The organism is Rhodococcus baikonurensis, from assembly GCF_040489275.1.
Lineage (GTDB): Bacteria > Actinomycetota > Actinomycetes > Mycobacteriales > Mycobacteriaceae > Rhodococcus_F > Rhodococcus_F baikonurensis.
On record NZ_JBEUOQ010000012.1, the window covers coordinates 38,597 to 61,853 of the forward strand.

The 23,257-nt window shown below is 62.6% G+C and carries 24 protein-coding genes, 1 pseudogene and 1 riboswitch; of the genes and pseudogenes, 12 read left to right on the forward strand and 13 right to left on the reverse strand.

What is annotated here, in order from left to right; all coding sequences use genetic code 11:
- Positions 1-11: 11 nt before the first annotated feature.
- Positions 12-992 (reverse strand): zinc-binding alcohol dehydrogenase family protein, encoded by a 981-nt coding sequence (locus tag ABWI03_RS24220; RefSeq protein ID WP_298781101.1) that lies wholly within the window; start codon positions 990-992, stop codon positions 12-14.
- Positions 989-1,450, reverse strand: coding sequence for a MarR family winged helix-turn-helix transcriptional regulator (locus ABWI03_RS24225; RefSeq protein WP_095969774.1), 462 nt, complete (start codon positions 1,448-1,450; stop codon positions 989-991). Before ABWI03_RS24225 ends, ABWI03_RS24220 begins: the two co-directional genes overlap by 4 nt.
- Positions 1,451-1,572: 122 nt before the next feature.
- Here ABWI03_RS24225 and dinB point away from each other — a divergent pair, with 122 nt between their 5' ends.
- Positions 1,573-2,856, forward strand: coding sequence for a DNA polymerase IV (dinB, locus tag ABWI03_RS24230; protein WP_298781096.1), 1,284 nt, complete (start codon positions 1,573-1,575; stop codon positions 2,854-2,856).
- Here dinB and ABWI03_RS24235 read toward each other — a convergent pair.
- Both ABWI03_RS24235 and ABWI03_RS24240 read right to left on the reverse strand, forming a co-directional pair.
- The gene (locus ABWI03_RS24235) at positions 2,853-4,133 is read right to left on the reverse strand and encodes an LLM class flavin-dependent oxidoreductase (RefSeq protein ID WP_298781093.1); all 1,281 of its coding nucleotides are present in this window, start codon (positions 4,131-4,133) and stop codon (positions 2,853-2,855) included. The genes dinB and ABWI03_RS24235 overlap by 4 nt on opposite strands.
- The gene (locus ABWI03_RS24240) at positions 4,133-4,897 is read right to left on the reverse strand and encodes a 3-oxoacyl-ACP reductase (RefSeq protein WP_435054150.1); all 765 of its coding nucleotides are present in this window, start codon (positions 4,895-4,897) and stop codon (positions 4,133-4,135) included. The genes ABWI03_RS24235 and ABWI03_RS24240 overlap by 1 nt, the downstream gene beginning before the upstream one ends.
- Before the next feature lie 17 nt (positions 4,898-4,914).
- Positions 4,915-5,008: riboswitch (TPP riboswitch) on the reverse strand.
- A gap of 137 nt (positions 5,009-5,145) precedes the next feature.
- Between ABWI03_RS24240 and ABWI03_RS24245 the strand changes: the two genes are divergently transcribed.
- Positions 5,146-5,583, forward strand: a complete 438-nt coding sequence (locus ABWI03_RS24245; RefSeq protein WP_298781087.1) for a DoxX family protein — start codon at positions 5,146-5,148, stop codon at positions 5,581-5,583.
- 104 nt (positions 5,584-5,687) lie between these two features.
- Positions 5,688-6,677 carry an AurF N-oxygenase family protein gene (locus ABWI03_RS24250; protein WP_298781084.1) on the forward strand — a complete coding sequence of 330 codons (990 nt, stop codon included), beginning with the start codon at positions 5,688-5,690 and terminating at the stop codon, positions 6,675-6,677.
- On the opposite strand, the gene ABWI03_RS24255 is transcribed toward ABWI03_RS24250, so the two are convergent.
- Complete coding sequence (locus tag ABWI03_RS24255; RefSeq protein ID WP_095969778.1) at positions 6,674-7,420, reverse strand: TetR/AcrR family transcriptional regulator; 747 nt, start codon at positions 7,418-7,420, stop codon at positions 6,674-6,676. The two genes, ABWI03_RS24250 and ABWI03_RS24255, sit on opposite strands and share 4 nt — an antisense overlap.
- An 86-nt stretch (positions 7,421-7,506) precedes the next feature.
- On the opposite strand from ABWI03_RS24255, the gene recO reads away from it, so the two are divergent.
- Genes recO through ABWI03_RS24270 form a run of 3 tightly spaced genes read left to right on the forward strand, consistent with a single transcriptional unit; the run spans position 7,507 to position 9,516 of the window.
- Positions 7,507-8,322, forward strand: a complete 816-nt coding sequence (recO, locus tag ABWI03_RS24260) for a DNA repair protein RecO (RefSeq protein ID WP_298781080.1) — start codon at positions 7,507-7,509, stop codon at positions 8,320-8,322.
- Positions 8,279-9,097 (forward strand): isoprenyl transferase, encoded by an 819-nt coding sequence (locus ABWI03_RS24265; RefSeq protein ID WP_003944543.1) that lies wholly within the window; start codon positions 8,279-8,281, stop codon positions 9,095-9,097. Before recO ends, ABWI03_RS24265 begins: the two co-directional genes overlap by 44 nt.
- Positions 9,094-9,516: a YbjN domain-containing protein gene (locus tag ABWI03_RS24270; RefSeq protein WP_019749000.1), complete on the forward strand. Its 423-nt coding sequence runs from the start codon at positions 9,094-9,096 to the stop codon at positions 9,514-9,516. The genes ABWI03_RS24265 and ABWI03_RS24270 overlap by 4 nt, the downstream gene beginning before the upstream one ends.
- Positions 9,517-9,549: 33 nt before the next feature.
- Here the strand turns inward: ABWI03_RS24270 and ABWI03_RS24275 are convergent, their stop codons facing one another.
- Together ABWI03_RS24275 and ABWI03_RS24280 are read right to left on the reverse strand one after the other, a co-directional pair.
- Positions 9,550-9,981 carry a Fur family transcriptional regulator gene (locus ABWI03_RS24275; RefSeq protein WP_095969984.1) on the reverse strand — a complete coding sequence of 144 codons (432 nt, stop codon included), beginning with the start codon at positions 9,979-9,981 and terminating at the stop codon, positions 9,550-9,552.
- A gap of 11 nt (positions 9,982-9,992) precedes the next feature.
- Positions 9,993-10,376: an ArsR/SmtB family transcription factor gene (locus ABWI03_RS24280; protein WP_003944457.1), complete on the reverse strand. Its 384-nt coding sequence runs from the start codon at positions 10,374-10,376 to the stop codon at positions 9,993-9,995.
- 198 nt (positions 10,377-10,574) lie between these two features.
- Between ABWI03_RS24280 and ABWI03_RS24285 the strand changes: the two genes are divergently transcribed.
- Positions 10,575-11,966, forward strand: a complete 1,392-nt coding sequence (locus ABWI03_RS24285; protein WP_095969985.1) for a glycine--tRNA ligase — start codon at positions 10,575-10,577, stop codon at positions 11,964-11,966.
- A gap of 92 nt (positions 11,967-12,058) precedes the next feature.
- On the forward strand, positions 12,059-12,652 hold the full coding sequence (locus tag ABWI03_RS24290; protein ID WP_298781071.1) for a dihydrofolate reductase family protein: 594 nt from the start codon (positions 12,059-12,061) through the stop codon (positions 12,650-12,652).
- 114 nt (positions 12,653-12,766) lie between these two features.
- On the opposite strand, the pseudogene ABWI03_RS24295 reads toward ABWI03_RS24290, so the two are convergent.
- Both ABWI03_RS24295 and ABWI03_RS24300 read right to left on the reverse strand, forming a co-directional pair.
- A pseudogene (locus tag ABWI03_RS24295) lies at positions 12,767-13,108 on the reverse strand (MepB family protein); the annotation flags it as partial.
- Positions 13,109-13,174: 66 nt separating this feature from the next.
- A complete protein-coding gene (locus tag ABWI03_RS24300; protein ID WP_095969781.1) occupies positions 13,175-13,540 on the reverse strand; it encodes a nuclear transport factor 2 family protein in 366 nt (121 codons plus the stop codon).
- A gap of 138 nt (positions 13,541-13,678) precedes the next feature.
- Here ABWI03_RS24300 and ABWI03_RS24305 point away from each other — a divergent pair, with 138 nt between their 5' ends.
- Positions 13,679-14,485 carry a helix-turn-helix domain-containing protein gene (locus tag ABWI03_RS24305; RefSeq protein ID WP_298781067.1) on the forward strand — a complete coding sequence of 269 codons (807 nt, stop codon included), beginning with the start codon at positions 13,679-13,681 and terminating at the stop codon, positions 14,483-14,485.
- Here ABWI03_RS24305 and ABWI03_RS24310 read toward each other — a convergent pair.
- Together ABWI03_RS24310 and ABWI03_RS24315 are read right to left on the reverse strand one after the other, a co-directional pair.
- Positions 14,460-15,197, reverse strand: coding sequence for a polyprenol monophosphomannose synthase (locus ABWI03_RS24310; protein WP_003944487.1), 738 nt, complete (start codon positions 15,195-15,197; stop codon positions 14,460-14,462). The two genes, ABWI03_RS24305 and ABWI03_RS24310, sit on opposite strands and share 26 nt — an antisense overlap.
- Before the next feature lie 99 nt (positions 15,198-15,296).
- Complete coding sequence (locus tag ABWI03_RS24315) at positions 15,297-17,363, reverse strand: TPM domain-containing protein (protein ID WP_298781062.1); 2,067 nt, start codon at positions 17,361-17,363, stop codon at positions 15,297-15,299.
- 69 nt (positions 17,364-17,432) lie between these two features.
- On the opposite strand from ABWI03_RS24315, the gene ABWI03_RS24320 reads away from it, so the two are divergent.
- Both ABWI03_RS24320 and ABWI03_RS24325 read left to right on the forward strand, forming a co-directional pair.
- Positions 17,433-18,122 (forward strand): YdcF family protein, encoded by a 690-nt coding sequence (locus ABWI03_RS24320; protein ID WP_007731109.1) that lies wholly within the window; start codon positions 17,433-17,435, stop codon positions 18,120-18,122.
- Positions 18,123-18,127: 5 nt separating this feature from the next.
- Positions 18,128-19,426, forward strand: coding sequence for a deoxyguanosinetriphosphate triphosphohydrolase (locus ABWI03_RS24325; protein ID WP_298781057.1), 1,299 nt, complete (start codon positions 18,128-18,130; stop codon positions 19,424-19,426).
- A gap of 13 nt (positions 19,427-19,439) precedes the next feature.
- On the opposite strand, the gene ABWI03_RS24330 is transcribed toward ABWI03_RS24325, so the two are convergent.
- The gene (locus ABWI03_RS24330; RefSeq protein ID WP_298781054.1) at positions 19,440-20,981 is read right to left on the reverse strand and encodes a serine/threonine-protein kinase; all 1,542 of its coding nucleotides are present in this window, start codon (positions 20,979-20,981) and stop codon (positions 19,440-19,442) included.
- A gap of 72 nt (positions 20,982-21,053) precedes the next feature.
- Here ABWI03_RS24330 and dnaG point away from each other — a divergent pair, with 72 nt between their 5' ends.
- Entirely contained in the window at positions 21,054-22,973 is a 1,920-nt protein-coding gene (dnaG, locus tag ABWI03_RS24335; protein ID WP_095969986.1) for a DNA primase, read from the forward strand.
- 1 nt (position 22,974) lies between these two features.
- Here the strand turns inward: dnaG and ABWI03_RS24340 are convergent, their stop codons facing one another.
- Positions 22,975-23,226, reverse strand: a complete 252-nt coding sequence (locus ABWI03_RS24340) for a hypothetical protein (RefSeq protein ID WP_003941570.1) — start codon at positions 23,224-23,226, stop codon at positions 22,975-22,977.
- Between the last annotated feature and the right edge of the window lie 31 nt (positions 23,227-23,257).

The window sequence follows — 23,257 nt, forward strand, 5'->3', positions numbered from 1 at the left end:
GAGAAGCCAGGTCAGAGCATCACTACCAATTTGCCACGAGCCGTACCGGCTTCCATCTTGGCATGTGCTCGCGCGATGTCCTCGAACGCGAACACCTCGTCGATCGGTACCACCGCCTCGCCGGACGCCACAGCGGAGAGGAAATCTTGCAGGACGTCGGCAGGCAGGTCGGACGCATCCCCGCCGTACGAGGTCAATCGCACTCCGCGTGGAATGTAGTCGATCGGATAGAAGTCCTTGACTGTCCACTCGTTGGACAGCATGCCCGTGAAACACACGGTGCCGTGAACGCGAGTGGCGCGCAACGTGTCGGGAAGTGTTGGTGTTCCGACCAATTCGAGGGCCAGATCAACACCGCCCGGGAGAATGTCTCGAACCTGTCCGGCCACAGCACCGTCGTCGACAACAACGTGGTCAACTCCGATCGCGGTCAGTGACGCCGCCTTGCGCTCGTCTCGGGTGGTTGCGAGAACTGTGAGTCCCCACCGCTTCGCCAGGACTGCCGTTGCCATGCCGACCGAGGAGGTTCCGCCTCGAATCAGTAGGGATTGACCGGATTTCGCATCCAGTCCCACCGTCAGCGAGCCGTACGACGTCTGCAGCATCTCGGGAACAGCTCCCAATGTCGACCAGTCCAGGTCGCTGGTGAAGGGAACGACCTGGCTGACGGGAACGCACGTGTACTCGGCATATCCGCCGTCGAAGACTCGACCCATCCCGCCCATCATGGCAGCGACCTGCTGGCCTTCGGTCAGCTCCCCACCGGGGCAGTTCACCACTTCGCCGATGGCTTCGATGCCCAGCACCCGCGGAAAAGTGACGCCTTCGGCGAGGCCGAGGCGGGTGTGAAGTTCGGATCGATTGAGACCGAAGGCCTTCACCCGGACCAGTACCCAGCTCGCAATCGGCACAGGTATCGGAATCTCCCTGATGGTCAATGCTTCTGGCGGGCCGGGGGCGTCGAGCACGATTGCGCGCATTGTGTCGGTCATGCTTTTTCCTTCGTAGTCGGTGTCAGGCTTCGGTTGGCTTCACGCAGAGTGGCCAGTGTGGCGCCGAACCGATCGAGAGCGTCGGGCGTCAGCACGGAACCGAGACGGCGTTCCAGTTCGTCGTCGAACGTGGCCTTCGCCCGCCGCAACAGCTCATTGCCCTGGGGGGTCAACTCGATGAGTGAGGATCGTTTGTCTGCCGGATTGGATTGTCGACGGCAGTGCCCCGAGGACTCGATCCGATCCACCAATTTGCTCGTGCCGCCGACGGTGATCGCGAGAGCCTCGGCAATGTCGAAGACCCGACAAGATCCGAGTCTGTCGATGATCTGCATCGGCTCGAATCGACTCAGCGGCAGGTCGTGCTCGATTCGGAGTCTCTGGTCGACGGCCGTCCACAATTCGGTTTCGAAGCGGACAAGGTTGTCGAAGTGACGGCTCAGGGCTGATCTGGTCACGAGCAGACACCGAGCTGATATGCATTCCGTGGAATCATTCTTTCAGCGTACGCACGATCCGTGATCAATTCCACGGAATCTATTCGCAGGCCTTCCGCGGTGTCGGTGGCGCATGGGAACATATGTTCGTGCCGAATGAATCGCTGGATCGAGAAACGCCAGGTAATCACCCTGGTGGTGCGCATTCTGGGGGTCTCCGACCTACGGGTGACGCAACGATCCTGCACGCGGACCTTGATTCGTTTTACGCATCGGTCGAGCAACGCGACGACCCGACTCTGGCGGGCAGGCCGGTCATCGTCGGTGGTGGAGTGGTCTTGGCGGCAAGCTACGAGGCCAAGGCATTCGGGGTTCGCACCGCCATGAGTGGTGGTCAGGCTCGATCACTGTGTCCCCAGGCGATCGTCGTTCCTCCGCGAATGTCGGCGTACTCGCAGGCGAGCAAAGACGTGTTCGACGTCTTTCACGACACGTCGCCGCTGGTCGAAGGAATCTCCATAGACGAGGCCTTTCTCGAGGTCGGTGGCCTCGCCAAGATCGTGGGAAACCCGCTGCAGATCGGAGCCAACCTCAGACGCGACGTGGCCGAGCAGGTGGGACTTCCGATCACGGTCGGCATCGCTCGCACCAAGTTCCTGGCCAAGGTAGCGAGTGCATTCGCGAAACCCGACGGATTGCTGCGAGTGCCGCCGGAGGGTGAGACCGAATTCCTGCATCCGTTACCTGTCGAGAAACTGTGGGGTGTCGGCAAGATCACGGCCCAGAAGTTGCGAAACTTCGACATCGTGACGGTAGGTGACATCGCTCGTCACGACGAATCCTCGATCGTCTCGATTCTCGGGGGTGGCGCCGGTCGCCATCTCTACGCGCTCTCGCACAACCGAGATCCACGCCCCGTCCGCGCCTATCGTGGCCGCAGTTCGATGGGTGCTCAGCATGCGCTGGGTCGTGGATCCCATCCCCGCGCAGAACTCGATGCGTCGTTGATGTCCCTTGTCGACCGTGTCAGTCGGCGGATGCGTTCGGCGCAGCGGACGGGGCGCACGATCACGCTCCGGCTCCGCTTCGCCGATTTCACGCGGGCCACTCGTTCGCACACGCTGCGCCGATCCACGGATGACACAGCGGAGCTGCTGAACGCCTCGATGGTGCTGCTGGACGAAGCGATACCGACAATCTCGGACAAAGGCATCACGTTGATCGGGGTAGCAGTCTCCAACCTGGATCGTGACGGTGCCCAGCAGCTCGAATTGCCCTTCGACGGTCCAGGATTCGCGAGCCCGGACACTGCGGCCCTCGACTCGGCGATGGACAGTGTCCGGAAGAAGTTCGGCTCCGCGGCCCTCACGAGGGGAGTGCTTCTGGGGCGTGACCCGGATCTGTCGGTGCCGCTACTTCCGGACTAGGTGAGGTTTGCTCGCAGAGTCGCTCCCTCGTATTCGCGTCGGAACAACCCACGAGCCTGCAATACCGGAATAACGTGGTCGACAAAATCTTCCAGTCCCTGGGGATAGGTCGGTGGCATCAGGTTGAAGCCGTCGGCGCCGCGACCGCGCAACCAGGATTCCATCTCGTCGGCAATCGACTCCGGTGTGCCGATCATCGTTGCGTGACCACCACCTGCAGCCAGCGTTCCGAGGAGTTCCCTCACAGTCGGTGCGTCCTTCTCGACGATCCGCAGAATAGTTGCGTAGCGTCCCTGCGGCCCGGTGAATGCTTCGAGTGGAGGCAACGGAGGCACGGGCCCGTCGAGATCCCAGTTCTCGCAATCCTGCCCGGTGAACAACGAGAGTTGGCGTATCGATTGTTCGGTGGGCAGCAGGAGATCAAGTTCGGCCTTCTTCGCCCGTGCCTCGGCGACGGTGCTGCCGACGTAGGTGACCAATCCCGGCATGACGGCGACCGAGTTCGAATCCCGGCCGGCGCGCTCGATTCTCGATTTCACGTCCGCGTAGTAGCTCTGTGCGCTGGGTAGGTCGTAGGCAACCGAATAGACTGCCTCGGCGCGTCGCGCCGCCAGATCGCGACCCTGCTCGGACGCCCCTGCCTGGAACAACACCGGCCTACCTTGTGGGGAGCGCGGAACCGTCAACGGCCCGTCCACCCGAAAATGTTTGCCGTCGTGATCGATTCGAGAAATCCTGCTTGCGTCGGCAAAACGCCCCGACCGGTCGAGAATCAGCGCGTCTTCCGACCATGAATCCCACAATGCGAGGGCCACGTCGACGAATTCGTCGGCTCGTTCGTATCGGGACGCATGATCGGGCATCGCCTCGAGGCCGTGGTTGCGCGCTTCCTGGTCGAACATCGAGGTCACGACGTTCCAACCGGCCCGTCCGCCGCTGATGTGGTCGAGCGACGCCAGCATTCGTGCTGCGTGAAATGGCGTGTAAAAGGTCGTGGAGATGGTGGTGACCAGGCCGACGTTCGCCGTCGCTCGTGCCATGGCAGTCAATGCGGTGATCGGTTCGAGAAACCACGACGCACCAGACTCGGGTTCTCGAACACTGTGACCGTCCGCGAAGAAAACGGCGTCCAGCTTCCCGCGTTCGGCGATCTGGGCAAGCGACTCGTAATACGTGATGTCGCCGAGACTTTCGACAGGTGAGTCGCGGTGTCGCCACGCCGCACTGTGGTGTCCGCAACCGAGCAGGAACGCACCTATCCGTAGTTGTGCGCCCATCAGTTCTTGACGAGTCCGCCGTCGACAACCAGGTTCTGGCCGGTCACGGCCCGCGACCATGGTGAGGCGAAAAAGAGTGCGGCGTCGGCAAATTCGTCCGGTGTGGTGACTCGGCGCAGGGGAGTGCTCGCCGCGATCATGTCGAAGACGGCTTCCGGTGTCGCGGCACTCGCATCGGTGGTACGGAGCAAGCCGCCGGAGACCATGTTGACTGTGATCCCGTCCGGACCGAGGTCGGCGGACAGTGTCCGTGTCAGTGCCAACAGTGCAGCCTTGGCGGCGGTGTAGTCGTGGTACGGAACTACCGGATTCTGGACCAGATTGGTTCCGACAGTGATGATTCGGCCGAAGCCGAGTTCGCGCATGCCGGAGAGTGCCGCCTGAGTGGTGTTGAGTGCGCCGGCAACGGCTCCGCGTAGTTGAGAGTCGAAGTCGGCCCAGGTGATCGTGTCCGCGTTCGGCCGGGCATCGCCGTTGAACGAGAAGTCGACGAGTGCATTGTCGACCACGGTCGAGATCGGTGCGTCGAATCGCTCGCGCGCGGCGGTGAACAACTGGTCGACGGAACTGCGGTCCGTCACGTCCGCCTGGATTGCGTAGGCGCGATCCTCGCCCAGTTCGGTGACCAGGGCCTGGGCGGCATCACGGCTCTTGTTGTAGTTCACGATCACCCGGGCCCCCGAGCGGGAGAATGCTCGGCTCAGTGCGGCGCCGAGCCCGCGGGCGCCACCGGTGATCAGAACGATCTGCTCGTCCAGGTTCAATGCGCGCTGAAATTGCTGTTCGGTCATGTCGACATCCCTCCGCCAGTGCTAACTGGTCAGGTTCATCGGGTCTGATCTCAGCCGACTTTTTCGGCACCCCGTGTCGCCGTCCATCAGACCACGAGAGGTGAATCGTCCTGAACGCCGGGTGCGTAGTAACGACGGCGCGATGAGTTTTCGATCGCTCGGGAGTCGTAATTGCAAGCGAAGTGGCAACCGGCCGCTCGCCTTCGCCCCGGGAGATTCCGATGACCACCCAGCCTGCCCACCACGACACCCTTTCCGGTAACGGCACGACGACGCCTTCGGCCACGGCTCGCAAGGTCGGATACGTGCTCAGTGGCCTGTTCGTCCTTTTCATGCTTTTCGACGGCATCATCCACATTCTCAACCTTCAGACCGTCAAGGACGCCTCGGCCGAATTGGGGCTGCCGAACTCGCTGGCATTGACGGCCGGAGTTGTGCAGCTGATCTGCCTTGCGCTGTACGTGATTCCGCGAACGTCGATACTCGGCGCGATTCTGCTCACCGGTTATCTGGGTGGCGCTGTGCTGACCAACCTTCGAGCTGAACAGCCTCTGCTGAGCACAACCTTGTTCGCCGTCTACACCGGGATCGTCATGTGGGCGGGACTGTATCTCCGAGATGAGAAGGTTCGCGAGATCATCCCGGTGCGGCGGGCCTGAAATCAGACCTCCGAAAGGGTTGCGTGGGACGCGGTGTCCCATTATGTTTGACCTCATTCAAGTCCGTCGACTGCAATCGACGGACTGGCCGTGAGGAGACACCGATGGCTCGGTCAGCGTCGATCGAAGCGGAAAAGCCGTACCACGAGGTACTGCAGACTTTGTCCGAGGGCTCAGTTGCCCGCAGTTTCGATCCCTATCTCGACATCGACTGGGATTCAGCAGAGTTCGCGATCGATCCACATGATCCGAGGTGGGTACTCTCGTCCGTCTCGGACCCACTCGGAGCGACGCAGTGGTACCAGGATCAGTCGTTGGAGCGTCGAATCGCCATGGGAATGTGGCGTCAGGCGAACGTGACCAAGGTGGGTTCGGCCTTCGAGAGCATTTTGATCCGGGGAATGCTGCAGTACATCATGGCGCTGCCTAACCAGTCGCCGGAGTTCCGCTACTGCTTGCACGAGATGACCGAAGAGTGCAATCACATCCAGATGTTCCAGGAACTCGTCAATCGCATGGACATCGACGTGCCGGGTATGCGTCCGATGTTCCGGCGACTCTCGCCCGTCATCGGAGTGCTGGGTGCCAAGTTCCCGGTCATCTTCTTCATCGGCATTCTGGCTGGTGAAGAACCGATCGACCATTTCCAGAAGGACTTGATCCGCGAAGGCAAGGACACTCCGCCGGCGATGCTCCGCACGATGGAGATCCACATCGCCGAAGAAGCGAGGCATATTTCGTTTGCGCACGAGTTCTTGCGCAATCACGTCCCGAGGCTCAGTCGTACGAGTCGGGCGGTTACGTCGGTGGCCTTCCCCGCTACGATGCGTTGGCTCGCGGGCGAAATCATGTCACCGCCAAAGGAATTCGCCGAAGAGTTCGGCATTCCGGACGAGGTGATGAAAAGTGCCTTCTGGGGAAGCCCGCATTCACGCCGCATCCTGGGTAACTACTTCGGTGAAATGCGAGCCCTGGCAGACGAACTCGGATTGATGAACCCGGTGTCGAAGCGCGCGTGGCGAAAGCTACGCATCGACGGCGACTATGCACGCTATCGTGGCGAGCCCAAGCGCTCCGACAAGTCCCGGAACTAGTCGGGCCGCGACTGTGCGTCGGAGGACACCAGTTCAGCGATGAGCGTGGACAATTCGACATGAGGATCTATCGTGAGTCCGCTCGAGCGGGCCACGCCGTCGAACATGTACCAGGTGTACTTCGCGAGATCGGCGACGATCTCGTCGCGGCTCGGTTTCGGATCGGCGCTTCGGACCCAGTGGGTGAGGGTGCCCTCGACCATCGTCACCACGGCAAAGGGCAGTGAATCGAAGGGCGAGGAATCGATCCCCACGGATCGACCGACTTCGGTGATGGTGGCGCGGGCCGAGTCGGCGATCGTGGCCTTCAGGCTGCTGATCGCGTCGATGCTCTCGTCGTCGTAGTCGGTGGGGCCGGTACCCATGAACTCGTGAATCCGAGGATGTTCGGTGATCCACTCCGCTACGGCACTGATGGTGCGAGTCAGGATCTCGTCGAGAGTGCCGACCGAAATGCTCATCGACGCATCCAGGGCAGCCGCGAATTGGCCGAGCACAAACGCGCGGACTCGTCGATCGAGGTCGTCTCGTCCGCTGAATTGCCGGTACACCACCGACTTGGCGAGGCCGGCACGGTCGGCGATCTGCTGAACGGATACTTCGGCGCCTGCCGCCCGCTCTTCGATCAGTTCGACTGCCGAGGTGAGTATCCGTTTCTGGCGCTCGGAGTTGTGCCGCTCCCACCGAGCTTCGCGACCGGTCAACTCTGCAGTGGCAGGTTGCGCAATTGCGTCGCTCGGCATCGGGTCAGTCTATCCGGACACCATCCAGCTCGGGATCGGGCGCGGCATCGAGCGTTCACGTCGGTACAACGTGGGACACTGGACCAGTGAGGTTGTATCGAGACACGGCGGTGGTGCTGCGCCTGCACAAACTGGGCGAGGCCGACCACATCGTCACGTTGCTCACCCGCCAGTTCGGGTTGGTCCGTGCCGTGGCCAAGGGTGTCCGCCGAACCACCTCCAAGTTCGGTGCCAGACTCGAACCGTTTGCTCACATCGACGTGCAACTACTTCCGGGCAAGAATCTCGACATCATCACCCAGGTGCAGACGGTCGATGCTTTCGCCACCGACATAGTCGACGACTACAGCCGGTACACCACGGCCTGCGCCGTACTCGAAACTGCCGAGCGGTTGGCCGGTGAGGAACGCGCGCCGGCCTCGCAGCTTCAGCGATTGACGGTGGGAGCACTGCGCGCGATCGCCGAGCAGGCGCGGCCGGTCGAGTTCGTGCTCGACGCGTTCTTGTTGCGAGCCATGGGCTATGCGGGTTGGGCGCCGGCCCTCGAAGAGTGCGCCCGCTGCAGCGCTCCGGGACCGCACCGTGCATTTCATGTCGCCGCCGGCGGAGCCGTGTGTACCTACTGTCGCCCGGCAGGTGCTGCGACGCCGTCGCCCGGAGTGCTCGACTTGATGGAAGCGCTGCTCCGAGGGGAGTGGGAGGGCACCGATTCGGCGCCCGCGACGCTGCGGACGCAAGCCAGCGGACTGGTCGCGGCGCATCTGCAGTGGCATCTCGAGCGTCAATTGCGGACGTTGCCGCTGATCGAGCGTTCGAGGCCGCATGCAGCCGTCGAGGTCGACTTGCCCGTGAGGCAGGATGGAACACGTGATTCGACGACGCGAACCGCGAACTCCGCTTGACTCTGCTGCTGATCGGGTGATCCGGCCACCGGACCCACATCCGTCCGGAGCGACCCCGCCGATCCTGCAAACCGAACTCATTCCGCGCCACGTCGCGCTGGTGATGGACGGCAACGGACGGTGGGCGCAGGAGCGCGGTCTGCCGCGAACCGCCGGGCACGAACGCGGTGAAGCGGTCTTGATGGACACGGTGTGCGGGTGCATCGAGATGGGTGTCGAGTGGCTATCCGCCTACGCCTTCTCCACCGAGAACTGGAAGCGCAGTCCCGACGAGGTTCGATTCCTGATGGGCTTCAACCGTGACGTCATCCGCCGCCGACGCGACGAGATGAACGAAATGGGTGTGCGGGTTCGCTGGGCCGGTCGTAAGCCGCGCCTGTGGGCCAGCGTGATCAAGGAACTCGAGATCGCCGAAGAACTGACCAAGAACAACACAGTCATGAACTTGACCATGTGCGTGAATTACGGTGGCCGGGCCGAAATTGCCGATGCGGTAAAGGAAATCGCGAAGCGTGTCGCGGCCGGTGAGATCAACCCGGACAAGATCACCGAGGCGACGGTGGCGAAGTACCTCGACGAGCCCGACATGCCCGACGTCGATCTCTTTCTGCGTCCGTCGGGGGAGCAGCGAACGTCCAATTTCTTGATCTGGCAATCCGCTTACGCCGAAATGGTGTACCAGGAGAAGCTGTTTCCCGATTTCGACCGCCGCGACCTGTGGGCCGCCTGCGTCGAATACGCCTCACGCGACCGTAGATTCGGTGGCGTCAAATGACAGGGGAGAACATGACCGACACCACCGACGAAGCAGCCCGCCTTCAAGAACGCGCGGCCGCCTCGCTGGCGCATTTCGTGACGGTCGATGTGGCTGCGGACGGCTCGCTGGGTTTCCAGTACTCCGGCGCGCTGTGCTCGATCCAGGCGATGAACCTGTCCGAGGGTCTGGACGTGCTGTCCATGACGTGTGTTCTCGCGTGGGACCGACCGGTCAGCGCGGCATTGCACCGCAAGGTGGCCGAGCGGAACCGGACCATCCAATTCGGTTCGATCGCGGTATTCGGCCACGGCAGTCTGGCGGACGTCATTCTGCGGTACACGTTCCCGGCAGCCGGACTGGACGACGAGGCACTGACCACGATGTTGCTACTCGCGCTCACCGGCGCCGATACCGCGCGTCAGGGTTTGATTCCCTGACGCGCTCGAGTGGGGTTCCATTCCTCGACGCGCTCAGTTGCCGGCGCAATCGCGGCAGGTGCCGAAGATCTCGACGGTGTGACTCACTTCGGTGAAACCGTTGTCCTCGGCGATCGTCTGTGACCACTGCTCGACCGTCGGACCCTCCACCTCGACGGTGAATCCGCAGTTGCGGCACACCAGGTGATGGTGGTGCCCGGAGGAGCAGCGTCGGTAGACGGACTCACCCGTGTCGGTGCGGAGGACGTCGATGGTTCCGGCGTCGGAGAGTGCCTGCAGCGTGCGGTAGACGGTGGTAAGGCCGATGCCTTCACCGCGCTTGCGGAGTTCGTCGTGCAGTTCCTGTGCCGATTTGAATTCGTCGATGTCGTCGAGCAGGGCGGAAATGGCGCTGCGCTGTTTCGTGGAACGAACGCCGACGGTGGCCGGTCCACGTTTCGAGGTTGTACTGCCCGGAGTGTTCATGCGGTGGAATCTCATCCTTCTTCGGCGTGGGCGACAGCGTCGACGACGATGTGTGCGAGGTGATCGTCGACGAGTCGATAGAGAACTTCTCGTCCGTTGCGCTCGCCGCGGACGACGCCCGCTGCTTTGAGTACGCGCAGATGCTGGCTGATGAGTGGCTGAGTGACACCGAGGGCGCCGACGAGTTCGTGAACGCAACGCTCCGACTCGTGCAACTGGAGCACGATCGCGATGCGAACGGGTGCAGCCAGTGCCCGCAGAATTTCGCCGGCTGCCGCCAGGGTTTCCTTGGGCGGCACGGGCGCGGGAGGTGCGGCTTCGAACGGATCGTGCGTGTGTCCGAGGTCGGAATGATCATGGCTTTTGTGGAGATCGCCGGTATCCGCAATGCTCACAGCGAGGCTCCTTCGAGGGGTAGATCATGATGTCCGGGCATAGCCATCTCACCACATTATTGCAAATCACTTTCATTTTGATATGCACAAGTATGCATGTCAACCTTGGACGGAAGTGCGTGGCAGCCGCCAGATAGGCTGATGGTGCGAAAAGCGCACGAAAATCATGCATCTATTACCCAGATGGAGAGCAATCGAGTGGCACCCAAGTCCAAGATCGAAGCCGTTGTCAATCTCGCCAAGCGGCGAGGCCTGGTCTACCCCTGCGGTGAGATCTACGGCGGTACCAAGTCCGCATGGGACTACGGCCCATTGGGTGTCGAGCTCAAGGAGAACATCAAGCGTCAGTGGTGGCGCAACATGGTCACCAGCCGCGAGGATGTCGTCGGCCTCGACTCCTCGGTGATCCTGCCCCGCGAGGTGTGGGTCGCATCCGGTCACGTCGGTGTCTTCAACGACCCGCTCGTCGAGTGCCTCAACTGCCACAAGCGTCACCGTCAGGATCACCTGCAGGAGGCGTACGCGGAGAAGAAGAAGCTCGACAACCCGGACGACGTCTCGATGGATGTCATCGGTTGCCCCGATTGCGGCACCATCGGCCAGTGGACCGAGCCGCGCGACTTCAACATGATGCTCAAGACGTACCTCGGCCCCGTCGAGAGCGAAGAGGGTATGCACTACCTTCGCCCCGAGACCGCCCAGGGCATCTTCGTGAACTTCGCCAACGTGCTGACCACCTCGCGTAAGAAGCCGCCGTTCGGCATCGGCCAGATCGGCAAGAGCTTCCGCAACGAGATCACCCCCGGCAACTTCATCTTCCGCACCCGCGAGTTCGAGCAGATGGAGATGGAATTCTTCGTCAAGCCGGGTGAGGACGAGCAGTGGCATCAGTACTGGATCGACTACCGCCTCGACTGGTACACGGGCCTCGGCATCAACAAGGACAACCTGCGTCTCTACGAGCATGCCCCGGAAAAGCTTTCGCACTACTCGAAGGGCACGACCGACATCGAGTACCGCTTCCACTTCCAGGGCAGCGAATGGGGCGAGCTCGAAGGCATCGCGAACCGTACCGACTTCGATCTCTCGACGCACTCCAAGCACTCGGGCACCGAGCTGAACTACTACGACCAGACGACGGGCGAGCGGTACACGCCGTACGTCATCGAACCGGCGGCCGGTCTCACGCGTTCGCTGATGGCCTTCCTGGTCGACGCGTACACCGAGGACGAGGCACCCAACTCCAAGGGCGGCGTCGACAAGCGCACGGTGCTGCGCCTGGATCGTCGCCTCGCACCCGTCAAGGCCGCAGTTCTGCCGCTCTCGCGTAACGCGGACCTGACGCCGAAGGCAAAAGATCTTGCAGCGCAGCTGCGTCAGAACTGGAACGTCGAGTTCGACGACGCCGGCGCCATCGGTCGTCGTTACCGTCGCCAGGACGAGATCGGTACGCCGTTCTGCATCACGGTCGACTTCGACACTCTCGAAGATCAGGCTGTGACGGTGCGTGAGCGTGACTCGATGGCGCAGGAACGCGTCGCCCTCGATCAGGTGGAAAGCTACCTGGCTGCACGGCTGATCGGTTCCTGATTCGTTCGAAGCTGACGGGCGGTCCTTCTCAATCGAGAAGGACCGCCCGTTTTCTCTATCCTTGACGGATCTTCAGGCGCAGGATCGAAGCTATGAGAAAACTCAGCGTGACCAACAGCGTGACTCTCGACGGTGTCATGCAGGCACCTGGTGGGCCGGACGAAGACCGTCGTGGCGGATTCGAGCACGGTGGATGGGCGGCGCCCTTCAACGATTCCGTCATGGCACAGAAAATGGGGGAGGGGATGGCGAAGAAATCGGAGTTGCTCTTCGGACGTCGAACCTACGAGAACTTCGCCTCCTACTGGCCGTTTCAGACCGACAATCCGTTCACCGAGGTGCTCGACAACACGCAGAAGTACGTAGCGTCAAGAACTTTGGGTGAACCGCTGCCGTGGAAGAACTCGACCTTGTTGAAAGGTGATGCCGCCGACGCGGTCGCCACGCTCAAGGAAAGCGAGGGCCCGGATCTGGTGATTCTGGGCAGCGGCGACTTGATCACGTCTTTGGCCGAACGGCGTCTCGTCGACACCTACACTCTGCTGATTCATCCGCTGGTTCTCGGAACCGGGCGCAGATTGTTCCCCGACGGAGCTTCGCTCGCTCAGTTCACCCTCACCGAAAGTGCCCCTACGACAACAGGCGTCATCATCGCGACGTATCAGTTGAGCTGGAACAGCAGTTGAGCTGGAACAGCAGTTGAGCTGAACAGCAGCTGAGCTGAACACATCGGGAAACTCGCCGAAATGCTGCTTCTGCCAGCGCTGGGTTCTGACGGCTTGCACACTGGTCGGCGTGACCCAGGGCGGATAGATCCGGATAGCGCGCTTGCCGCCCGAGAAGTTCGTCGACACGATGTCGTGTTCGACGAGGGTTTCGGTGGGAAAGACGAAGTGACCCAGATGTTCTTCGTCGTAGACCTTCACCACAAACAGCGCGACGCCGTCGCTGGTGTCGAAGGGGCGGATGGGCCCGGCCTCGGAACGGCGCCACAGGGTGACGAACTGACCGAGCTTGGTCGGCGTCGTCTTGGCGGTTCGATAGACGGTGGGGAGGCCGTTGACGGTCAGCGTGTGAGCGCTGTATTCCGCACCCTCGGGCTCGGGAATCGGTGTGGACCAGGTAAATCCGTCGGCGTTCATCGGGGCCGATGATGCCACGGACCACCGACAACCTTCGTGACGATCGCTGTCGGTGGTAGTCCCGCTTCAGACCGTAGGCACCTTGTCGAGAAACCCGAGGACGAGCGTCACCCGGCCGTCGTCGTCGCGTTCGAGTACGTCGAACCCGTCGATCAGTGACCCGGCCCCCGCCGGGCCGAGAGCCCAGCCGAATCGAGCCTGTCGGTGATGCGCGTCCACCGGTCCGACGAGGGTGAAGTGCATGCCCGGAAATTGTTGCTGCACAGCGTTGATCATCGCGTCGATCTGATCGTGTCCGGTGACGTCCGCGAGCGGATCGGTGTAGCGACCGTCGGGTGCGAACAGTTGCTCGATCCGTGCTTTACGGGCGGTGGTATCGGTTTCGTTCCACATGTCGATATAGGCGTCGGCGATTGCGTCGAAGTCGCTCATGGTCGCTCCCTTGATCAGTGTCCAGTGGTGAAGATCCGGCGGTCGCGCCGGCTGAGACCACTGTTCCTCCGAAACTGTTTCGGGTCGATTGCCTCGGAGGTCATGGCCTCGGCTACCTCGGGTCGCTAACTCGAGAGAATGACCTTCGAGACGATGGACGTGGGCACCGAACTCAAAAGATGGCGGGAGCGGCGAAGGCTCACTCAGCTAAGTCTCTCGGCAGCGGCAGGAGTGTCGACAAGGCATCTGAGCTTCATCGAAACCGGCCGCTCCAAACCCAGCCGGGACATGATTCTTCACCTGTCCGAATGTCTGGATGTTCCTCTACGACAACAGAACACGCTTCTGCTGGCAAGTGGTCATGCGCCGGAGTACTCGCAGAAGTCGTTGGCGGAAGCGCCGATGTCAGCGGTGAGTGAGGCCATCGATCGCATCATCGAAGCTCATGATCCGTATCCGGCCGTGGTGGTCGATCAGCAGTGGGAGATGGTCGCCGGGAACCGCGCCGTGGGGATCCTGACCGAGGGCGTCGCTGCATTCCTCCTGGAACCACCGGTCAACGTATTGCGACTGAGCCTGCATCCCGAGGGCATGGCGCCGCGGATCGTGAACCTCGCGCAGTGGCGTGCCCACCTGCTCGCACGGCTGGCTCGGGAAGTGGAAGTCAGTGCCGACGAACAATTGTCGTCGCTGCTCGACGAGTTGCGCACGTATCCGAGTGGAGGGGAGTGGCACGACGACCGCGCGAATTCCCTGCTGGTTCCGTTGCGGGTCCGCGCCGGCGACACCGAACTGGCGATGTTCAGCACCACCACCGTGTTCGGTACGCCGCGCGACGTCACGCTCGCAGAGATCGCGATCGAATCGTTCTACCCGTCGGACATGCAGACGGCCGACTACTTCCGATCGGCCGCACAGGTCACAGAGACTTCTTGCCGAACTTGAGCTTCCACGGCACCAGCGCCGACTCCAACTGAACCGAGAGACTCATCTTGGAGACACCTTCGGTGCGCTCCTCGAAGCGGATGGGAGTTTCGGCGATCTTCATGCCACGCTGAACAACTCGGTAGTTCATCTCGACCTGGAATGCGTAGCCGTTGCTCTGCACCGATTCGACGTCGATGTCGCGCAAGGTCTTTGCATGCCACGCCTTGAAGCCGGCAGTTGCGTCCTTGACGTGCAGTCGCAGAATTGCGTTGACGTAGAAGTTCGCCCAGGCGGACAAAGCCTTGCGATGCCACGGCCAGTCACCGGCCACTGCGCCACCTTCGACGTAACGGGAGCCGAGAACGACTGCGGCATCGGTCGTGGTGAGGATCTCGATCATGGCGGGGATCGCTTCGGACGGATGCGAGAGATCCGCGTCCATCTGAATGACGATGTCGGCGTTCTCCGCCAGAGCACGGCTCATGCCCGCGACGTACGCACGGCCGAGTCCGTCCTTGACCGTGCGGTGAAGCACTCCGACCGGGATGGGACCATCGATACCCAACTTGTCGGCAACCTCGCCTGTGCCGTCGGGGGAGTTGTCATCCACCACGAGGACGTGCAGGTTCGGGATCTTCAACGCGGCGAGGCGATCGACGAGCTTTGGCAGGTTCTCACGCTCGTTGTATGTAGGTACAACGACGGTTATCTGCGGGGCGACGCTTTCCATAACACCTTCGTATGATCTGTGATCCCGACTTGCCGGATGAAGCGTACGACGAGTGCGGTCGTGAACAAAGTAGGGATTTTACTACCTCGACGGGATCCGTCAGAACCGGCCGCCGCCGCCTCGACTGGTGCGGCCGCCGCCACCACCGCCGAAACCACCGCCGCCGCCACCGCGACCGGAGCGTCCGCTGCTGCTCGGTCCGCCGTACGAACGGGGCCCTCCGCCACCTCGCAGAATGCTGTTGATCAGGATGCCGCCGAGGATCGCTCCTGTCGCATCGCCTCCGCCACCGCGGGGTCGTTGGTTTGCTTCCCACGTGTTGACGTCGTTCTGCGCTGCGCGAAGCGAATGCGTCGCCAGGGTGGTCGCGGCCTGGGCGTGTTGCAGTGCTTTCGACGGATCCGAAGCCTGCAATTGCTGGGCGGCCTGCAGGTGCCGCTGAGCTTCTGCGTAGCGAGTGCGGGCCTCGGCCCCGATCGCGCCGCGCCGGGTTCCGAGGAAGTCACCTGCAGCGGTCACCTGAGCCTGCGCGGCCAGAATGTCCTGGGCGAGGCGCTGCTGTGCACGTTCGAGCTGCTGCTTCTGCTCCTGAGCGTCGGCAAGCAGCGCGTCGAGTTGGGCGTCGGCCGCGACGATCTGGTTGAAGGCTGTCAGCGGATCACTGTCCTTCGACGTCTGGGCATTCGCCAACGCGGCCTGGGCCGCGGACTTCGCGTCCGCCAACTTCTGCCCGCCCTGCGCCAGGTAAGCATCCGCAGTGGTGATGCCCTGCTGGACGTCGTCCATCGCGGACGGAAGCGTCGCTATGGCGTTTCGGATGTCGTCGGCGGCGTGATCGACCCCGTCGAGTAGTTTGCGTGCCTGATCGAGAGCCGCTTCGGCAGTGCGAATCGCGGTGACGGCAGCGCCTTGCTTACCGGCCGGCAGCGCCGTCGCGTCTCGGCCTTCCTCGATCGACTTCTCGGCGAGCGTCAGGCGTTCGCTGGCCATCGTGACGTTGTTCACGACAGATGCCAGCGTCGGCGCGGGGAACTGATCCTTCAATTTGGTCAGAATCGCCTCGGATTCGGGCAAGCGCACGCTGAGAGAAACAACACTCTGCGTCAACGCATCGAGACGTGCGGGGGCGTTGATGAGAAGGTCACGAAGCCCGTCGAACTCCTCGACGCGAGCTTCGAGTTCTTGGTCGGCTCGACCGCACGAGGAAATGATGTCGATCAACATCTGCCGGCGTTGATCGGGAGTTTCCGGGATGGCGTCGTCGAGTCGCTGCCTGATCGCGAAGGCTTCGGCGAGGGTGGCCTTGGCCTTGTCGAATGCTGCCGAGAAGGGTGCGACGGCGGAATCTCCGAACTCGCTGCGGGCCAGATCGAGCTCCTCCTGGCTGCCGGCGATCGCGTTGTCCGTCTCGACGAGGATCTCCTTCGCGCGTTCGTCGAGCGTCGGCAGCGGGAGTGCGTTGAGGCTGGCGATGTCGTCGGGGGCGATGTTCTTCGCGGCTTCGACGCTTGCCTTGTTCTTGTCGTTCTTGCGCTTACGTGAGTACAGGACCACGCCGCCCGTCCCGACCACCACAGCGCCGCCCGCGATGAGGAGTGTTCCGACTCCCATTCCGCCGCTCGTGTTGTTCGCGTCGCCGAGTGCTCCAGCCGCGGCGATTGCCGCGCCGGTCCAATCATCCTCGGCAAGAGCCGGTTCCACCGCGTCGGAATTGATCGATTCGATGTCGGAATCCGTGATGTTGCTCAGCTCGGCCGGGACGTCGAGGTAGTAAGCACGCTCCGCCGTGGCAACGGCAAGCAGGACGGACTTGGTACTCAGCGTCGACTTCGTGGCTGTCTGCTGTGCCCACGCCTGGCCACCCAGGTTGTTGAAATCGGGGACGAACGCGACCCACAGATCGATCTGGTGGTCCTCGCCGAGTTGATCGATCGCGGCTTGTATGTCGCTGCGTTGCCCGGCGTCGAGAACCCCGGAGGTGTCGGTGACGTGATTCGGCAACACCATCGGGGCGTCTGCCGAGGCGAGCGCAGGACTGAAGACGAGCGCCAGCAGAGCGAAAATCGCAGCGGCGGCGGCGGCGCTTCCCCGACGGCGAACGGGTCGGGTGATTGTCCGACTCTGCTCTACCGAGGACAACTGCGCGAAGTGTGGTGCGAGGGCCATGACGCAAATCTATCCGTTGTGGCGCGTCGGCATCGGAGGTGATCGCCGCGAACTGGCAGAATTGCGGGAGTGAAACCTGCTTTCGGTAACCGCCCCCACGACCCATCACCCTCACGGGCGGGCGGCTTCGGGGCAGGATTGGCTCGCTGGACGCGCCGACTGATCGCCGGTGCCGTGTTGATGGCCGTGGTTCTGGTCGGGGGTACTGCGTTCCGGGTGTGGCAGGTGGCGCGCATCGACGACACGCGGCCGGCCGACGCGATAGTCGTTCTGGGCGCGGCTCAGTATTCCGGCACTCCGTCGTCCGTGTTCGAGGCCCGACTCGAGCAGGCGTACAAGCTGTACAAGCGCGGAGTGGCTCCGCAGATCATCACCGTCGGCGGTAAACAAGAAGGTGACGAGTACACCGAAGCGGCGTCGGGAAAGATGTATCTGACCGATCGCGGAATTCCTTCGAGTGCGATCACCGCGGTGGAGACCGGTTCGGACACACTGCTCAGCATCGACGCAGTCAGTGCCGAGATGTCCTCGCAGGGAATCAATTCCGCTGTCCTGGTCAGTGACCCGTGGCACTCCTTGCGAACGCGGACGATGGCCCGCGACACAGGACTCCAGGCGTGGACCGCACCTACTCGTCAGGGCCCGGCTGTCTTCACCCGCGAATCCCAGTTGCACGGAATCGCTCGCGAAACCGGCGCGCTGCTCTGGTATCAGCTCACGCACTTCTCGGCAGACTTCCCCTACACGGCAGGGCAATAGAGACCATGACAGCTCACACCACCTACGGAGGCGGCACCTACTCCGAACACGACCTCGAACGTCGTGTCGTCGAGGCGCCGAAGCGAGCGGGGTTGCCGGGTTCGCAGATCGCAGCGGCGCAGCATCGTTCGGACTTCTCGCGAGATCGGGCGCGTGTCCAACACTCCGCGGCTTTGCGGCGCTTGGCCGACAAGACCCAGGTTGTCGGCCCGCGCGACGGTGACACACCTCGCACGCGGTTGACGCACTCGATGGAGGTCGCACAGATCGGGCGAGGGATCGCCGACGGACTCGGTTGCGATCCGGACCTGGTGGACCTCGCCGGTCTCGCGCACGACATCGGGCACCCACCGTACGGTCACAACGGCGAGAAGGCCCTCGACGAAGTCGCCAAGGACTGCGGAGGTTTCGAGGGCAATGCGCAGAATCTGCGGATCTTGACCAGCCTCGAACCCAAGATCCTGCGCCCCGACGGTCTGAGCGCAGGCCTCAATCTCACCAGGGCGTCACTCGACGCAGCCATCAAGTATCCCTGGACCCGCCCTGAGCCCGGCGCGAAGTTCGGGGCATACGACGACGACGCAGAGGTGCTCGCCTGGGTTCGCGAGGGAGCGCCCGAGCGTCGGCAATGCCTGGAAGCTCAGGTCATGGACTGGGCCGATGACATCGCCTATTCCGTGCACGACGTGGAGGACGGGGTGATCGCAGGCCGCATCGACCTTCGCTCGCTTGCCGATCCGTGCGAGCAGCGCGCACTGGCAGAACTGGGGGCCTCCGAGTTTCGCGGATTGGTAGTCGACGATCTGATCGACGCCGCTCAACGGTTGTCCGAACTCCCCGTCGTACGCGGGGTCGGAAGTTTCGACGGAACACTCGGAAGTTCCGTCGCGTTGAAGAATCTCACGAGTGAATTGGTGGGTCGCTTCGCCACCGCGGCGATCGCCAGCACCCGGCTGACACACGGTGACCGACCCCTCTCGCGCTATCAAGCCGACCTCGACATACCCGAGGCCGTCGCATCCGAGGTGGCGTTGCTCAAGACCGTGGCGCTGTACTACGTGATGTCCGACGCCGGACACAAAGCGCGTCAGGATCGGCAGCGTGATCGTGTTCATCGCGTCGCGGAATGGCTGCTGGCAACTGCGCCGGCCGGGCTCGATCCGATCCTGATGCCCGCGTGGGAACGCGCCGCGGACGACGGTGCTCGGGTCCGGGTAGTGGTGGATCAGATCGCGTCGTACACGGAGAGTCGGCTGGAACGGGTGGACAAAGCGAGCCTGGGCGCGCAGGCCAGCTGGGGCTGAGCCGCTTACGCCCTCAGCAAGTCATCCGCGTCGACGGGTCGGTAGTGGTATCGAGCCACTTGCCGTAAGCGTCGCCACCTGCTGCGCGAACGTCCTTGCAGATCTTCGACTCGGTGTTCCCGGATTCGCGATACACCGTGTAGATCGCCGTCCCCGAATCGGAGACTTGACGCAGTGACGGGCAGGACTGGTCTGTGCGTAGGTATTTCGAGCCGGGGAACGCGTCGAGGTAGTTCTGGATCTCGCTGGCGTACGTTGCCGGATCGGTGGCATTGGCCAACACCACGATTCCGGTTCCTTTGCATGAGGGGACGGTGATCGGCTTGCTCACCCCGAGATCGCCGTTCTTCGTTGCGGGGTTCGGCGCCCGCGTGGTCGTGGTTGCCTGCTGTCCGGCGGTGGGTAGCGGCTCGAGCTTCGGCGTTCTGACCGGATCCTGAATGGGTGCCGGTGCCGACGTGGCGGTGGAAGCTGCTACAGCGGTTGGTGATTCGGGGCCCGAGTTCCCCAGCGTCACCCAGACCGCCGTGCCTCCTGCGGCCAGAACGAGTGCAACTCCAGCCGCACCGATCGCGATCGGGGCTCGGTTTCGCTTGGTCTTTGTCGCGATGTGCGTGTAGTTCCCGTGAGCGGGATTTACCGTGGTGTAGATGGGCGGCCCGACGATCGTGGGGTGCAATCCGCCGGCGGCACCGGGGGTATCGGTCGTCGAGAGGGCCTGCCGCGCTTGGAGTGCGAGCGCTCCCGTAGTCGGATAGCGGTGTGCGGGATCCTTTGCCATTCCGCGAGCCACGATGGCGTCGAAACCTTGCGGCAGCGAGGGAACCGTCAGCGTGGGGCGTGGCGGCGGAGCGTTCAGGTGCGAATTGACCAGGTGCTCGATGCTTGTGGTGTTGAAAGGTGTTGTTCCGGTAAGTGATTGGTAGAGGACGCAAGCCAGAGAATAGACATCTGCTGCGGCCGTTGGTGTTTCGATTCCGAACCGCTCCGGCGCCATGTATGCATACGAACCGACTGCGCTTCCCTCGGTGGTGATCTTCGTGTCCGTCTGTGAGTATGCGATTCCGAAGTCGACGAGGTAGGCGAAGCCGTTGTTCGTGAGAATGATGTTGTCTGGTTTGACGTCACGATGGATGAGCCCGCGGGCATGTGCGGCGTCCAACGCCGACGCGATTTGCGAGACGATGTCGACGGCTCGTGCAGGCGTGAGTCGGCCGAACTCGGCTCGCAATGTGTGGCCTTCGACCAAGCGCATGTCGATGAAGAGGACTCCGTCGATCTCGCCCCAGTCGTGCACAGGGATCACGTGAGGTTCGTTCAAGGCGGCAGTGGTGCGAGATTCTCGGCGGAAACGAGCTTGGAATGACGGGTCGGCCGCAAGCTCGCGATGGAGCAACTTGAGTGCGACCAGGCGATCCTTCGAGGTGTCGTACGCCTCGTACACTTCACCCATTCCGCCTCGGCCGAGGAGGCGACGCAACTCGTAGACGCCGAATCGGGTTCCCGATCGCCCTTCGTGCGAGCTCGAGGCGTTTTCAGTCATCGTCGGTCCCATCGCTGCGGTGCAGAGTCGGCCATCAACATATCGTTGTCAGGACGTGTCGGGGGACCGCCTAGACTGATGTACGTGGCGGGCCGAATTTCTGACAGAGACATCGCGGCCATTCGCGAACGCACTCGCATCGAGGACATCGTCGGTGAATACGTTTCACTCAAGCGTGCCGGTGGCGATTCGATCAAAGGTCTGTGTCCCTTTCACGACGAGAAGTCGCCGTCGTTCCACGTGCGACCCAACCACGGCCTCTACCACTGCTTCGGCTGCGGTGAGGGTGGGGACGTGTACTCGTTCCTGCAGAAGATGGACCACATCAGCTTCGTCGAGGCTGTCGAGCAGTTGGCCGATCGACTCAGCTACACGATTTCGTACGAGGGCGGTGGGCCGTCCGTTCAACGAGATCGAGGCACCCGTGCACGCTTGATCGCAGCAAACGCGGCGGCTCAGGAGTTCTACGCCGCTCGTCTACGCGAACCAGATGCCCAGGCGGCGCGCGACTACCTCACCGAGAGAAACTTCGACGGCGCCGCTGCACTGCAGTTCGGGTGTGGATACGCGCCCGAAGGTTGGGACACTCTCACAAAACACTTGATGTCCAAGGGCTTCGAGTTCAAGGAACTCGAAGCAGCCGGGCTGTCCAAAGAAGGCCGACGAGGTCCGATCGACCGGTTCCATCGCCGACTTCTGTGGCCGATCCGCAGCGTCGCCGGTGACGTCATCGGCTTCGGTGCCCGCAAGCTTTTCGACGACGACACCATGCCGGGTAAGTACGTCAACACGCCGGAAACGATTCTCTACAAGAAGTCTCAGGTCTTGTTCGGCTTGGACCTCGCCAAGCGCGACATCGCCAAGGGGCACCAGGCGGTAGTCGTCGAGGGTTACACCGACGTCATGGCGATGCACTTGGCCGGCGTCAAGACCGCCGTCGCTTCGTGCGGAACCGCCTTCGGTGAGGAGCACCTCGCGATGCTCCGCCGACTCCTGATGGACGACAGCTACTTTCGTGGTGAAATCATCTACACCTTCGACGGTGATGCCGCGGGGCAGGCCGCTGCGATGAAGGCGTTCGAGGGTGATCAGAAGATGGCCGGGCAGACGTTCGTCGCCGTCGCTCCCGACGGAATGGACCCGTGCGATCTGCGTCTGAAGTCCGGTGACGCCGCCGTTCGCGACCTCGTGGCACGGCGCACTCCGATGTTCGAGTTCGTGGTGAAGTCCATCCTCACCGAGCATGATCTGGAGACCGCTGAAGGTCGCGTCGAGGCACTGCGTCGTACCGTCCCCGTCGTCGCGCAGATCAAGGAATCAACTCTGCGCGACAGCTACGCAAATCTGTTGTGCGGATGGGTCGGTTGGGACGATCTTCCGTCGGTTCGACGACGCGTGCGTGACGAAGCTCGCAAACGGGCGTCGACGCGTGGATCTTCACCGGCGCCCAAGCGTCGTCAGGTTGTCGACCCACCTGCTGCCGATGCGCTTGCGCTGCCGATCGGAATCTCCAGGCCCCGGCCCAAAGATCCGGCGCTCTCGACGCAGCGAGCTGTCCTCAAGGCCGCATTGCAGCACCCTGGCATCGCCGGCAGTGTCTTCGACTCGTTGCCGCCCGAGACATTCACCCACCCCGCTTACGTTGTCATCAGGCAGGCAATGGCTGACGCCGGTGGAACGAGCAAGGGGCTCGGCGGCGCCGAGTGGATCGAAGTCGTCACCAAGGGCGTCGAAGACATGACGGTGGCCTCGGTTGTGTCGGAGTTGGCCGTCGAACCGATGCCGTGCGACGAAGACACGGTTCCGCGCTACATCAACGGAGTGCTCGCACGACTGCAGGAAGCGTGGGTGGGCGAGCAGGTTGCCGACCTCAAATCCAAGCTTCAGCGCGTCTCACCTGCCGCGGCCCCCGAGGAGTACAACTCACTGTTCGGCGACCTCGTGGCCCTGGAGCAGTATCGCCGACAGCTGCGTGAGCAGGCTGTCGGCGACCAAAGCGTCTGACCTAGCGGTTTTTCTTCAACTGGTCGTGAGGGACCAGAATCGTGGTCTCCTCGTTGATCGGCTTCATCGGCTCGAGCTTGGGCTGAGTACTCAGTGAGTCGGCCAGCTTCTGCCGTGACGCGTCCAACACCTTCTTGGTGGCCGGACTAGTGGCCACCGCCTTCGCGGCCCGGCTGATCTGCTCGTATCGTGCGCGGCCCGCTTTGGTTCCCAGGACGTACCCAGCTGCAACACCGATCAACAAACGCATCATTCCTGCTTCCCTCCAGCACCGATCGTCCTGA